Here is a 13,115-nt window from a genome sequence, read left to right on the forward strand (position 1 = left end):
GGAGTAAGGCATGACCCTGGAAACCTGGCTGCTGTTCAGCGGCGCTGCATTGATCGTGATCCTGATCCCCGGCCCACTGTCCTTGCTGATGATCAGTAACAGCCTCAACTATGGTCTGCGCGGTTCGTACCCCGCATTCCTGGGTGGCGTGTTTGCCTCGGTCTGCCTTTTGAGTGCATCGGCACTGGGGCTGGGCGCCCTGCTGCTGGCCAGTGAGCAACTGTTCGGCGCATTGAAACTGCTCGGCGCGCTGTACCTGTTCTACCTCGCCTGGCAAAGCTGGCAGCAATCGCGCCAGCCGAGCCTCGCCGTGCACGTACCACAGGCCATCGCCACGCCGCGTTTTCGCAGCTTGTTTGGCCGCGCGTTTGTACTGGGCGCCAGCAACCCCAAGGACATTCTGTTCTTTGCCGCCTTCCTGCCACAGTTTCTCGACAGCGGGCAATCCTTCCTGCCGCAACTGCTGGTCATGATCGCCACCTGGACGGTGCTCGACCTGCTGTGCAAGTTGACCTACGGGCTCGGCGCACAGGGAGCGGCACGCTACCTGCGCAGCGGCAAGGGCCAGGTCGGGTTCAACCGCGTCAGCGCCGCATTATTCAGCGGGGCCGGGGCAGCGTCTCTGCTGAGTCGATGAGGTCACTGGCAGACGCTTCAGCCTGCACACTGTCGAGTCGATCGCGGCGAGGCGCTCACACCTTCACAAAATAAACACTGGGTGGATCCGCCTGAAAGACAGGCCATTGAATACCTGCCACGATCCGGACCAATCGATTTTCCTGCATGGCGCGCTGGACACTCACAACGGGAAGCGAACCCGGGTTGGCTCTGATGGCGACATTCAACCAGTGATCGGTCAGCCTTTCTTTCAACTGAACACTGGCTCGCTCAACCCACAGGGCGCTGATGTAGTACACATTGCCTGACGCGGAAGAACGGTGCGTCGCGATAAATTCATTGCTCAGGTACCTGTTTCTTCTTACCTCGACGTCATACACGTTGAAGCCCTGCTGCTCCAGGACATTCCGGATGGCGGCGCGTTGTGCAGTGTTGCGCTGAGCCGTTCTCCCTGGACCGCTATATCGCAACACAGGATCCAAGTGGGGAGCCCTGAAGTCGACGCGAGTGAAGCCCGGCGCGTTGCTCTCGTTACCGATGCGGATTGATCCGTGCGCTCGTTCGGTGCGGCGTAACATTCTCAGCAAGTCATCGGTCTGGCTCGAGCCCCTGGCATTGGAGGCCAGCCAATTGTCCAGCGTCGCCCGGATATTGAGCAGGTGAGTGGTCGAGACCGAGTAGGCAGTGTCGGCCAACTCGATCAGCCTTCTGGCTGCCATTCTCTGGCTGTGCAGGGTCATGGTGGGGAAGGCCGTGCCGACATAGTGCTCCAACGGCCGGTCGAACAAACGCGTATGCACTTGCCAGTCACCCGTCGCATTGCGCGATACCGGTATCGGCTGTTCGCCTGGCGCAGTGCTTGTCCAACGTTCGATATCCACGTAGGCGCGTGAAACCAGCGGCTCGTCCGGGACAATAAACGCAATACCGCTCCTTGGCGCATTGCTACCCTCATGAAGCAACCGGTAATACCCGATCCCCGACACGGTCGGCGTGTCATATTGCGCCCCGATGTAGATAGCGTCGTAGGAAAACCCTCGGGCGTCCTGGCTCACATGAAACGTCCCGAACTCCGTGGCGGCAGACATCTGCTCGAGAGGAACCTGAACCCTCCAATCGAACCATTCGTTGGCTGTGGCGGGTGACTGGTAAATACGATGTTCTGTCGCTGCGCGCACACTGGTTGGCCGCCAATCCGACACTACCGGCATTGGCGCACGCCAGGGGTCAAGCCCAGCGGTACTCGTCCCCGCCACCGGCTGGGGCGCATCAGCGCCCAGTAACCACTCCCCAGGTTGGTGGACGTTGATAATCAGTTCGTCCTGCCCCGGCGCCTGCTGGTTTTTCAGGCGCAATACCCGTTCGTTGTCGCGCCGGTAAAGTGGGTAATGGTGGGTTTCATCCGCCACGAAGAGCTCGCCGTTTTTCACGTAGACGCCGGACGCCCCAGGCCCTTTAAGCGCCACCGCGCCCTCGGGCACACCCTTGGCTTTGAAGCGTTCCAGGGCTTTGAGTTGGGTCACCTTGGGCGGTTCCGGGCGTGAAAGCCCGTCATACGGTGTCATGCGCAAGCGGTGTATTTTTCTCAGCCCATTACCCAGCGCGGGGCGCGCCATGCCGGTGCTCTTGGGGCCGGGGATAAAGCTCATCAACAGGTCAATCGCCAGATAGGCGCTCCTGAAACCGACTTCGACGGCATCCCGAGGGTCGCCAGAACGGTGATAACGCCGTGCCGAAAGCAACAACTCATAGGCTTCGTTCAACACCCCGAAGGCCGGAGAGAAAAACGCCACCAACGCCCGCGCACGGGTATCGCCCTGCTCACCAAGGCGCCGAATTCGATAGTCTTGCAGCGCGTTGCCGGATTGACTCGCCGCCTGCGTCCGGCGCTGCAGGTCAAGCAGGCTGGCACGGTAGAGCAATGCCTGGGCGTTGCTGTGGGATGTTCCGACGATCGCCAACCATTCCCGCGGCTCGCAAGCGATCTGCTCGAGGATCAGTTTTTCAATTTCTTCCGGCAACGGCGTCGGCTCCAAGTGCTTGACCTTGAATGAGCGAACAAAACCGATACCTTTCCAGATCCCTTTCATGAAGAAAAAAGCCGGCGCGACAATCAAGTGCGCGGCCCCCACAGCGCGCTCGCCAACCGCCTCCGGATAATGGGTGATCGCCTCGAATGCCCAACCGGGGGCGACCTGCCGCGAGAGTGCCTTGACGTTATCGGGCAAGGCACCGATGCGATTGAGTTCATCCTGGGCCACTTGCAGGCTGCTGTACTCAGTGAGCGCCAAGCCGTGGGGCGCATCGGGCCAGTAGACCACGCAGAGCCCGGAAAGCTTGTCCTGCACGACCACTATCCCCGCGATATAGCGATCATGCTGCAGGGTGTGCCCCACCACATGCACCACATGCAATTGCAACTGGTACGGGCTCTTCCACAAGTCTTGCGGGGTTATCGCCGCCATCGCGGCGATGAACAGGTTTTGTGCATTGGCTGTCAGACCCCGTTGAATCGCCGAGAACAGATGATGTTCAACGCCCGCACGCAGGGCGCGATTCAGCAACGCGGGGATACGTCCTTCGCTGAGCGTCCGGCCAGGACCAATGAGTGGGTAAAAAGCCCGGTTGATCAACGCGTCGTATTGCCCACCGATATCCAGTGAAGACACCAGGCGGATCAGGTAACCGGCATTGAGCTGTTGCTTCCAGTCAGCTTGCAGATAGCGGGCGCGATCGAGTCGCCACTGCGTCCAGGGCGCCAGTGGGTCCAGGTTATGCAGCGCCAATTGCAGCAGACTGAACGTCGTGCGCGTCGTGGTTGGCGTCAACACTATGTTGCGATCACCCACGGTACAGGTGCTGCTCCAGCCACAGAAAGAGCCGCGCACATCATCGGGCAGCTCAATCAAAGGCTCGTCGATATCCGGCAGCGGGGAAAAACCATCCTGGCGTAAACGGTCGATCAAGGCTTGGCGGGCGAACGTGTTCAGGTCAGGCAGGTAGTGCTCGATCCGATCATGAAAGGCAAAGGTACTGCCCAGGTACACACGCTCCAAGTGTTGGAATTTTTTACGCTGGGCACGGCTTGCGCGCGCCAACCACGTGGGCAGTTTCTTCGCTTCGGATACCGCTTTGCGCAGCAGCTCGACATTGGCCAGAGCCCGGCTCAGGAGGTTATTGAGGGGAATACTCAGTTGATCTTCCAGCTCGACCATCAACAGCGAGCGGCTCAGCCCGGGATCCGTCACCTCACTGAAAATACGCGTGATGTCCTCGTTGCTGTTGTGCAAGCGAGAGTAACTACCCAGCAGTTTCTTGAGCGAGGCCAGCGCTGGCTTGCCCGGGATCTCAAGGTAGCGAACAGCGAGCGTTTCACGTGCCGCATGCCCCCGCAGATCGGAGCGTTTATCCCGCTCGACGGTGCCCCACAGCACAGAGCCATCCGGGCTGCTCAGGCTCGTCTTGAGGCTTCGGGTCAAGGCGTCCAAACCGGCAAACGCCTGAATCCCCCCCTCCACGCCGAACGCGTACAGCACCACCGGATGCTGGCGGGCCGGAACCCGCACCGCTGCCGCCGTGGTCATCACCCAGACATTATGGAGTGGGTAGAAGGCGTCCGGTTCGCTGCCCACCGCGATCGACAGCACCCGGGTATCGCTGCCCGGGCGTTTGGCTGCCAGGGGCTGGGCCACCACTTCGACCACCAGGTCTCGATGGGCCGCACTGATCAACTTGAGCCCGTGCAGCAACTGCGCTTCGCAACGCAAGGCTTCGGTCTGGGCTTGCATAAACAGGGAAACACGTCTGGCCGTTCCCTTCCCATGGGGGCGCTCTGCCCAGAATGCCAACTCAAGCAGCCGATGCCGCGCGCTTTGCATCAAGGTTTTCAGCACATGGGTATGGACGTTGAGTCGCCCCACCTGGGACATGATCTCCAGATAGGCTGGAGTCTCCGCGCAGGGGTCATCCGCGGCCAATAACGCGACCAGGCCCTTTTCATAGCGTTTGACCTGCTGTTCTACGGTACGCATGGGCAAACCCGGCGCCACACCGGTGAACATGATTTCTTCGCGTCGTCGTTGCTGGTCCCATTTGAGCAATTGATCGCCAATGACCCCGAGCCGGGCAGCGCCGACCAGTTGGCGCCTGGCGCTCTCCACCTGCGCGAAAAAAAGCACGGCATCCAGCGGTGGCGGCTGAGACCGCACGTCAGAAAACACATGGGCAAAATACACCTTCACCGCACACCCCAGCTCATTGCTCCATTGCCCGGCCAGCAAGGCCTGGGCGCCATGCGCCAGCGCATCGTCCCTCACCTCCAAGCCACGCGTGAAGCCGGTGGCCGGCGACAGGTCCGCCGGCCGGTACAAGGTTTTGCGGCGACTTAACGGCAAGCAATGCCAGAGGTCGTGGAACAGCGACCGGTTCAACGCCAGCAGGTCGCACTGAAGGGCAAGGAAGGATGGGGCCTCGTAGAAATTGCGGGCGGCGCCCGGCAGGTAAATCACATGAGGCGTATCACTGGCCTCCCCCTCACGGTAAAGATGCAAGGCCCCGGGCATCGCGACGGCAGGAGTGCCCGGCCACATCAATTGGCTCACTTTGACGCTGGCCCACTCCCCGCCTGCCCGCTCGCGTGCTTCTGCGGCAGGGGCGTCGATCAGGGCTTGAACCAGGGCCATGCCCGCGCTCGATAGCTCCTCAAGTTGCCGCGCCATGAACGCACGGTCAGCGAAGAGCGTCTTTTGCAACTCGACCCAACGTTCCTGGCGGGTGAGCCAGGAGCCCTGCGCCAGCGTGCCCCAGTATTCAGAAACCGCGTGATCCAATCGCTCAAAGAGCCTCAGCGCATTGACACGCTGCAACGCTTCCAGCGGCGTATACGGTAAGCGGCAACCCGGATCTCCCTTGACGCTCAGCGCGGTGAACTGGTTAACGTTGGCCATTACCACGGGCAACGCCAGCAACATCAACGCCCGATCGGTCAAACTGTCGACTTTGCCGGCTTCGCTTGGCCGCTTGGATTCGGTGAACAACAAGCAGTCGGGGTCCATGCCGAATGCTTTGCGCAGCTCGGCACGGATAACCGTCAAGACTTTGGGAGAGCGTCCTATCAAGCGTGCAAGTTCCTGCGTCGACTCTGTACAACGCCGATCTACAAGGCCGATCTGATTGATCAGGCGGCTTGGATGGGGATGGGCGTTGATCCGCCGCGTTAACCGCTCACGAATGGCCTGTGGCGCATCGCTGTCGTCTGCAACGGATGGGGAACTGGAAGGGGGCGCAGCGCTTGGGTGATCGATGGACGAGGTCATGGTGTTTTCTTTTCTAGGAGGAAAACACCCATCCTAGGTATCGCCGAGGTGCCCCTGGCGCTAGATAGTTGAACGCACGACACGCAAAAAAAAAGCCCGCAGTGTGGGCGGGCAAAAAACCAACGAAGAGCGTTAGGCGAGGTGACGCTCAGCTACCGCGATAGGTGGAGTAGCTGTAAGGCGAAATCAACAAGGGCACATGGTAGTGATCCTGTTCGGCGTTGATGCCGAAGCGCAACACCACCACGTCGAGGAAAGCCGGCTCCGGCAGTTGCACGCCCCGGGCGCGGTAATAATCGCCGGCACTGAATTGCAGCTGGTACACGCCGCTGCGGTAGTCATCACCTTGCAGCAGCGGCGCGTCGCAACGACCGTCGCTGTTGGTCAGGGCGGTGGCGAGCCGTTCAAGCTTCTCGCCCTCGACGCGGTACAGCTCAACCTTGATTGCGCTGCCGGGGCAGCCATGTGCGGCGTCCAAAACGTGTGTGGTCAAGCGTCCCATGGCGTTTGTGCGCCTCCCGAAGTCAGTAGAAGAGGAAACCGCACTTTTTCAGGGCATCAAAAAAGTCGGCGATGGCTGATTAAGACACTTTTTAAAAAAATTGTACACAATAAATATCACAACGCTTTTGATCCCCCCGCCGACATTGCTCGACGAGTCGATTCGTCAGTAATCCTTGCTTTTAAACGACCTTTTGTCCATTAGCTGACCAGTCAGGCAAGTTTCTTGCTACACCCTTGAAGGAGAGCGATGCGGAAAAAATGCAGAAATGCAGGCTTACAAAGTTGGCAATAAGTTGTATACAATCACTCATCGCTGTGACGCCACCCAGTCTTTTCACTGCCCGGCCGCCACACCTATTGCTACCACGAACAAGAAGGAAGACTGCAGTGAGCGCTGACTACCCACGCGACCTGATCGGTTACGGCAGTAACCCTCCTCACCCCCACTGGCCGGGCAAGGCACGCATTGCGTTGTCTTTCGTACTCAACTACGAAGAAGGCGGCGAGCGCAACATCTTGCATGGCGACAAAGAGTCAGAAGCCTTCCTCTCGGAAATGGTCTCGGCCCAGCCGCTGCAGGGCGAGCGCAACATGAGCATGGAGTCGCTGTACGAATACGGCAGCCGTGCCGGCGTGTGGCGCATCCTCAAGCTGTTCAAGGCGTTCGACATTCCGCTGACCATCTTCGCCGTGGCCATGGCCGCCCAGCGCCACCCGGATGTGATCCGCGCCATGGTCGAAGCCGGCCACGAGATCTGCAGCCACGGCTACCGCTGGATCGACTACCAGTACATGGACGAGGCCCAGGAACGCGAGCATATGCTCGAAGCTATCCGCATCCTCACCGAACTGACCGGCGAACGCCCCCTGGGCTGGTACACCGGGCGCACCGGCCCGAACACACGGCGGCTGGTGATGGAGGAAGGCGGCTTCCTGTACGACTGCGACACCTACGACGACGACCTGCCCTACTGGGAACCGAACAACCCCACCGGCAAGCCGCACCTGGTGATCCCCTATACCCTGGACACCAACGACATGCGCTTCACCCAGGTGCAGGGGTTCAACAAGGGCGATGACTTTTTCGAGTACCTCAAGGACGCCTTCGACGTGCTGTATGCCGAAGGTGCCGACGCGCCGAAGATGCTTTCCATCGGCCTGCATTGCCGCCTGATCGGCCGCCCTGCCCGTCTGGCCGCCTTGAAGCGTTTTCTCGAATACGCCAAGGGTCATGAGCAGGTGTGGTTCGCCCGCCGTGTCGACATTGCCCGCCACTGGCAGGAAACCCACCCCTATACGGGAGTGGCGAAATGACCACGTTCCAGACCCTGAAACCCTCGACCTTGAGCCGCGACGCATTCGTCAAAGCCTTCGCCGATATCTACGAACACTCGCCATGGGTGGCCGAAAAAGCCTATGACCTGGGCCTGGATGCGTCGATCGACCAGATCGAAACCCTGCACCAGCGCATGAGCGATATCCTGTTGAGCGCCGATCACGCCAGTCAGCTGGCGTTGATCAACGCTCACCCGGACCTGGCAGGCCGTGCGGCCGTCCAGGGCCAGTTGACCGAAGCCAGCACGAATGAACAAGCTGGCGCCGGTATTCACCAATGCACGGCCGAAGAGTTCTCGCGCTTCACCGAGCTGAACGATGCCTACAAGGCCAAGTTCAAGTTTCCCTTCATCATGGCGGTAAAAGGCAGCAACCGGCACCAGATCCTGGCCGCGTTCGAAACGCGCATCCACCACTCGGCAGACACCGAGTTCAACTGCGCACTGGCCGAGATCAACAAGATCGCGCTGTTCCGTTTACTGACCCTCTAAACGACCATCCCCAGCCACTCTATCTAAGGCAGACAAGAAGAATGAAAGCTTACGCTGTACCTTTCGAGAAGTTCGTCAACCTGGCCGACGCCCGCCTGGGCACCAAGATCATCTCCGTCACCGATGACTGGTTCGCCGACGCCAACCGCCTGTTCCAGCCGACCCCGGCCGTGTGGAAGGAGGGCGTTTTCGATGACAACGGCAAGTGGATGGACGGCTGGGAGTCGCGCCGCAAGCGCTTCGAAGGCTACGACAGCGCAGTGATCCGCCTGGGCGTACCGGGTTCGATCAAGGGCGTGGACATCGACACTTCATTCTTCACCGGCAACTACCCGCCGTCGGCGTCCCTGGAAGCCTGCTTCCTGGCCTCGGGCGAGCCTGACGACAACACCCAGTGGGTAGAAGTACTGTCGGCCGTCGAACTGCAAGGCAACAGCCACCACTACCACGAAATCAGCAACGACCAGGCGTTCAGCCACCTGCGTTTCAACATCTACCCGGATGGCGGCGTGGCCCGCCTGCGTGTGTACGGCGTGCCGTTCCGCGACTGGTCCGCAGTGGGCGATAACGAACAGGTCGACCTGGCTGCCGCCTTGAATGGTGGTCGCGCCCTGGCCTGCTCCGACGAACACTTCGGCCGCATGAGCAACATCCTCAACCCGGGCCGTGGCATCAACATGGGCGATGGTTGGGAAACCGCGCGTCGTCGCACGCCAGGCAATGACTGGGTGATCGTCGCGCTGGGCCACCCCGGCGAGATCGAGAAGATCATCGTCGACACCCTGCACTTCAAGGGCAACTACCCGGACACCTGTTCGATCCAGGGCGCGTTCGTCAAGGGCGGTACCGACAGCCAGATCGAAACCCAATCGCTGTTCTGGCGCGAACTGCTGCCGGCGCAAAAGCTGGAAATGCACGCCGAACACACCTTCGCTGAGCAGATCAAGGCGCTGGGGCCAATCACCCATATCCGCTTGAACGTGTTCCCGGATGGGGGCGTAAGCCGCCTGCGTGTGCTGGGTAAAGTTTCGAAGTAAGCAGTGAACCTCTGTGGCGAGCGGGCTTGCCCCGCGTTGGGCTGCGAAGCAGCCCTGAAACCAGGCACCGCGTTGTATCGGTAGAAACGCGCTGACTTGATGGGGGCTGCTTAGCAGCCCAACGCGGGGCAAGCCCTAATGCCGTTCAGTTAAGGTTTTTTTGTAGGAGCGAGCTTGCTCGCGAAGAACTCACAGACGCCGCGTTCATTCAGGAAACACGCGTTATCGTTGACGTTTTTCGCGAGCAAGCTCGCTCCTACAGAAGGCGATGTCCGCTTAACTGAACGGCATTAGGGCAAGCCCGCTCGCCACATGAACTGAATGACACAACACAGAATCCGGATAAGAAGACAGCCATGCGCACACTGATGATCGAACCGCTGACCAAAGAAGCCTTCGCCCCTTTCGGAGACGTTATCGAAACCGACGGCAGCGATCACTTCATGATCAACAACGGCTCGACCATGCGCTTTCACAAGCTGGCAACGGTAGAAACCGCACAGCCTGAAGACCACGCAATCATCAGCATCTTCCGCGCCGACGCGCTGGATATGCCGCTGACCGTGTGCATGCTGGAGAGACACCCGCTGGGCAGCCAGGCCTTCATTCCGCTGCTCGGCAACCCCTTTCTGATCGTGGTCGCGCCACTTGGCGATGCACCTGTATCAGGCTTGGTCCGCGCCTTCGTCACCAACGGCAGGCAGGGCATTAATTACCATCGCGGCGTCTGGCACCACCCGGTGCTGACGATCGAAAAGCGGGATGACTTCCTGGTGGTTGATCGCAGTGGCACAGGCAATAACTGCGATGAGCATTTTTTCAAAGAGGATGAGCGGTTGATCCTCGCCCCCCACCAATAAGAGAAGGCCGGATCACCCGACAACAAGGGTGACAGGCGAGAGGTAAAGACTGTGGAAGCACATCTGTTGGAATGGCTGAACCTTAGCGTGCGCTGGGTTCACATGATCACTGGCGTCGCCTGGATCGGCGCTTCGTTCTACTTTGTCTGGCTGGAAAACAACCTCAACCGCGTCAACCCCAAGAGCGGCCTGGCCGGCGACTTGTGGGCGATCCACGGTGGCGGTATCTACCACCTGGAAAAATACAAACTGGCCCCGCCGACCATGCCGGACAACCTGCACTGGTTCAAATGGGAAGCCTATTTCACCTGGATGTCGGGCGTCGCGCTGTTATGCGTGGTGTTCTACCTCAACCCGACGCTGTACCTGCTCGCCCCCGGCAGCAGCCTGAGCGGCACCGAAGGCGTATTGCTGGGCATTGGCTCGCTGTTCGCCGGCTGGTTCATCTACTCCTTCCTCTGCGACTCGGCCCTGGGCAAGCGCCCTGCCCTGCTCGGTTTCATCCTGTTCGTGCTGTTGATTGGCGCCGCATACGGTTTCAGCAAAGTGTTCAGCGGCCGTGGCGCGTACCTGCACGTGGGTGCGGTGATCGGCACCATCATGGTCGGTAACGTATTCCGCATCATCATGCCGGCCCAGCGTGCGCTGGTGGCGGCGATCGCGGAGAACCGCACGCCCGACCCGGCCCTGCCGGCCAAGGGTTTGCTGCGCTCACGGCACAACAACTACTTCACCCTGCCGGTGCTGTTCATCATGATCAGCAACCACTTCCCGAGCACCTACGGCAGCCAATACAACTGGCTGATCCTCGCGGGTATCGCGGTGGCAGCGGTGTTGGTGCGGCACTATTTCAACACCCGGCATAACAGCCAGAAGTATGCCTGGACCTTGCCGGTGGGGGCGTTGGCGATGATCTCCCTGGCCTACGTGACCGGGCCCAAGCCCGTGGCAGAAGTGGCCAAGGCACCCGCCGCGATCGAGTACCAACCGTTGCCGGAAACCGCCTTGGGCGGCGGCGTGAAATCCGCAGCGCCAGCCGCCCCCGTCGCAGCATCTGCCCCCGCCCAGGCGACGATTGATTTCGACAAGGTGCATGGGGTGATCCAGGAACGCTGTGCGGTATGCCATTCGGCCAAGCCCACCAGCCCGCTGTTCAGCACCGCACCGGCAGGCGTGATGTTCGATACACCGGCGCAGATCCAGCAACAGGCGGCGCGTATCCAGGCGCAGGCCGTGGCGAGCCAGATCATGCCGCTGGGCAACATCACCCAGATGACCCAGCAGGAGCGCGATTTGATCGGCACCTGGATCAATCAGGGGGCGCGTACCAACTGACGGATTCACACAGTTCCAATGTGGGAGGGGGCTTGCCCCCGATGGCGGTGCATCAGTCACAGATACGTTGAATGACACACCGCTATCGGGGGCAAGCCCCCTCCCACATTTGGACATGCCGTGTTTTGAAGATTGCGTTCCACACAACACAACAATAAAAAGATCCGAGGTGTTGCATGACCGAGTTAGTCGAACCGCAGATTCCTGCCGCACCCGCCATGGTGCGGCTGCCCCTCTTGCAACTGATTCTGGTAGGCCTGCAACACGTCTTGCTGATGTACGGCGGCGCCGTCGCGGTCCCCCTGATCATTGGCCAGGCCGCCGGCCTGAGCCGTGAAGAAATCGCCTTCCTGATCAACGCCGACCTGCTGGTGGCCGGTGTCGCGACCATGGTCCAGTCGTTCGGCATCGGCCCCCTGGGGATTCGCATGCCGGTGATGATGGGCGCCAGTTTCGCCGCGGTCGGCAGCATGGTCGCCATGGCCGGCATGCCGGGTATCGGCTTGCAGGGGATCTTCGGCGCGACCATCGCCGCCGGGTTCTTCGGCATGCTCATCGCGCCATTCATGTCCAAGGTGGTGCGCTTCTTTCCGCCGTTGGTAACCGGCACCGTGATCACCGCCATCGGCCTGTCGCTGTTCCCTGTGGCGGTGAATTGGGCAGGCGGTGGCAGCGCCGCCGCGACCTTCGGCTCGCCCATCTACCTGGCCATCGCCGCACTGGTGCTGGCCACTATCCTGCTGATCAACCGCTTCATGCGGGGCTTCTGGGTGAATATCTCGGTGTTGATCGGCATGGCGCTCGGCTACGGCTTGTGCGGCCTGCTTGGCATGGTCGATCTCAGCGGCCTGGCCCAGGCGCCATGGGTACAGGTGGTGACACCGTTGCACTTCGGCATGCCCACATTCGAGCTGGCGCCGATCCTGTCAATGTGCCTGGTGGTCGTGATCATCTTTGTCGAATCCACCGGCATGTTCCTCGCCCTGGGCAAGATCACCGGCCAGGACGTGACCCCGAAGATGCTCCGCCGTGGCTTGCTGTGCGATGCCGGCGCATCGTTCTTCGCCGGGTTCTTCAACACCTTTACCCACTCCTCGTTTGCGCAGAACATCGGCCTGGTGCAGATGACGGGCGTGCGCTGCCGTTCGGTGACGATCATGGCCGGCGCCTTTCTGATTGTGCTCAGCCTGTTGCCCAAGGCCGCCTACCTGGTGGCGTCGATTCCGCCAGCAGTACTTGGCGGCGCGGCGATTGCCATGTTCGGCATGGTGGCGGCCACCGGGATCAAGATTCTCCAGGAAGCCGATATCGCCGACCGTCGCAACCAGTTGCTGGTGGCTGTCAGCATCGGCATGGGCCTGATCCCGGTGGTGCGCCCGGAGTTCTTCGCACAACTGCCGTTGTGGATGAGCCCGATCACCCACAGCGGGATTGCCATGGCGACCCTCAGCGCGCTGGCGCTGAACGTGCTGTTCAATATCCTCGGCGGCGCAGAGCGCCCCGCCGTCGCCCATACGCATTGATGCCTTTGTTAGTCCAAAAATAACAACAGACAAGGAACATCCCATGCATGCCATTCACCTGGGGCCGGCCATGTGCCGTGCCCCATTCTCGCCCCCT

The 13,115-nt window shown here is 60.6% G+C and carries 9 protein-coding genes; 7 read left to right on the top strand and 2 right to left on the bottom strand.

Translation table 11 applies throughout. The features are described 5' to 3' along the window. The first annotated feature begins 10 nt into the window (after window positions 1-10). The gene (locus tag QU606_RS26110) at window positions 11-637 is read left to right on the top strand and encodes a LysE family translocator (RefSeq protein ID WP_168232020.1); all 627 of its coding nucleotides are present in this window, start codon (window positions 11-13) and stop codon (window positions 635-637) included. 55 nt (window positions 638-692) lie between these two features. On the opposite strand, the gene QU606_RS26115 is transcribed toward QU606_RS26110, so the two are convergent. Both QU606_RS26115 and uraH read right to left on the bottom strand, forming a co-directional pair. After that, complete coding sequence (locus QU606_RS26115; protein ID WP_304997794.1) at window positions 693-5,933, bottom strand: dermonecrotic toxin domain-containing protein; 5,241 nt, start codon at window positions 5,931-5,933, stop codon at window positions 693-695. Window positions 5,934-6,081: 148 nt separating this feature from the next. Then, entirely contained in the window at window positions 6,082-6,435 is a 354-nt protein-coding gene (gene uraH, locus QU606_RS26120) for a hydroxyisourate hydrolase (protein WP_024076645.1), read from the bottom strand. A gap of 389 nt (window positions 6,436-6,824) precedes the next feature. Here uraH and puuE point away from each other — a divergent pair, with 389 nt between their 5' ends. The 6 genes from puuE (at window position 6,825) to QU606_RS26150 (ending at window position 13,018) form a co-directional block, all read left to right on the top strand. Further along, window positions 6,825-7,751, top strand: coding sequence for an allantoinase PuuE (gene puuE / locus QU606_RS26125; protein WP_024076646.1), 927 nt, complete (start codon window positions 6,825-6,827; stop codon window positions 7,749-7,751). Next, a complete protein-coding gene (uraD, locus tag QU606_RS26130) occupies window positions 7,748-8,263 on the top strand; it encodes a 2-oxo-4-hydroxy-4-carboxy-5-ureidoimidazoline decarboxylase (RefSeq protein WP_024076647.1) in 516 nt (171 codons plus the stop codon). Before puuE ends, uraD begins: the two co-directional genes overlap by 4 nt. Before the next feature lie 41 nt (window positions 8,264-8,304). Continuing rightward, window positions 8,305-9,300, top strand: a complete 996-nt coding sequence (gene alc, locus QU606_RS26135) for an allantoicase (RefSeq protein WP_069076708.1) — start codon at window positions 8,305-8,307, stop codon at window positions 9,298-9,300. Window positions 9,301-9,656: 356 nt separating this feature from the next. Next, window positions 9,657-10,160: an ureidoglycolate lyase gene (locus QU606_RS26140; protein WP_024076649.1), complete on the top strand. Its 504-nt coding sequence runs from the start codon at window positions 9,657-9,659 to the stop codon at window positions 10,158-10,160. Window positions 10,161-10,211: 51 nt separating this feature from the next. Beyond that, on the top strand, window positions 10,212-11,495 hold the full coding sequence (locus QU606_RS26145) for a urate hydroxylase PuuD (protein ID WP_304997795.1): 1,284 nt from the start codon (window positions 10,212-10,214) through the stop codon (window positions 11,493-11,495). A gap of 176 nt (window positions 11,496-11,671) precedes the next feature. Beyond that, the gene (locus QU606_RS26150; protein ID WP_024076651.1) at window positions 11,672-13,018 is read left to right on the top strand and encodes a nucleobase:cation symporter-2 family protein; all 1,347 of its coding nucleotides are present in this window, start codon (window positions 11,672-11,674) and stop codon (window positions 13,016-13,018) included. Window positions 13,019-13,115: the final 97 nt, after the last annotated feature.

Source organism: Pseudomonas sp. OVF7, from assembly GCF_030644265.1.
Lineage (GTDB): Bacteria > Pseudomonadota > Gammaproteobacteria > Pseudomonadales > Pseudomonadaceae > Aquipseudomonas > Aquipseudomonas gorinensis.

Excerpts from the sequence above, each read along its gene's own strand:
- uraD (WP_024076647.1), top strand. The coding sequence starts at position 7,748 with ATGACCACGTTCCAGACCCTGAAACCCTCGACCTTGAGCCGCGACGCA.
- QU606_RS26115 (WP_304997794.1), bottom strand. The coding sequence starts at position 5,933 with ATGACCTCGTCCATCGATCACCCAAGCGCTGCGCCCCCTTCCAGTTCC.
- QU606_RS26140 (WP_024076649.1), top strand. The coding sequence starts at position 9,657 with ATGCGCACACTGATGATCGAACCGCTGACCAAAGAAGCCTTCGCCCCT.
- QU606_RS26110 (WP_168232020.1), top strand. The coding sequence starts at position 11 with ATGACCCTGGAAACCTGGCTGCTGTTCAGCGGCGCTGCATTGATCGTG.
- QU606_RS26150 (WP_024076651.1), top strand. The coding sequence starts at position 11,672 with ATGACCGAGTTAGTCGAACCGCAGATTCCTGCCGCACCCGCCATGGTG.
- uraH (WP_024076645.1), bottom strand. The coding sequence starts at position 6,435 with ATGGGACGCTTGACCACACACGTTTTGGACGCCGCACATGGCTGCCCC.
- alc (WP_069076708.1), top strand. The coding sequence starts at position 8,305 with ATGAAAGCTTACGCTGTACCTTTCGAGAAGTTCGTCAACCTGGCCGAC.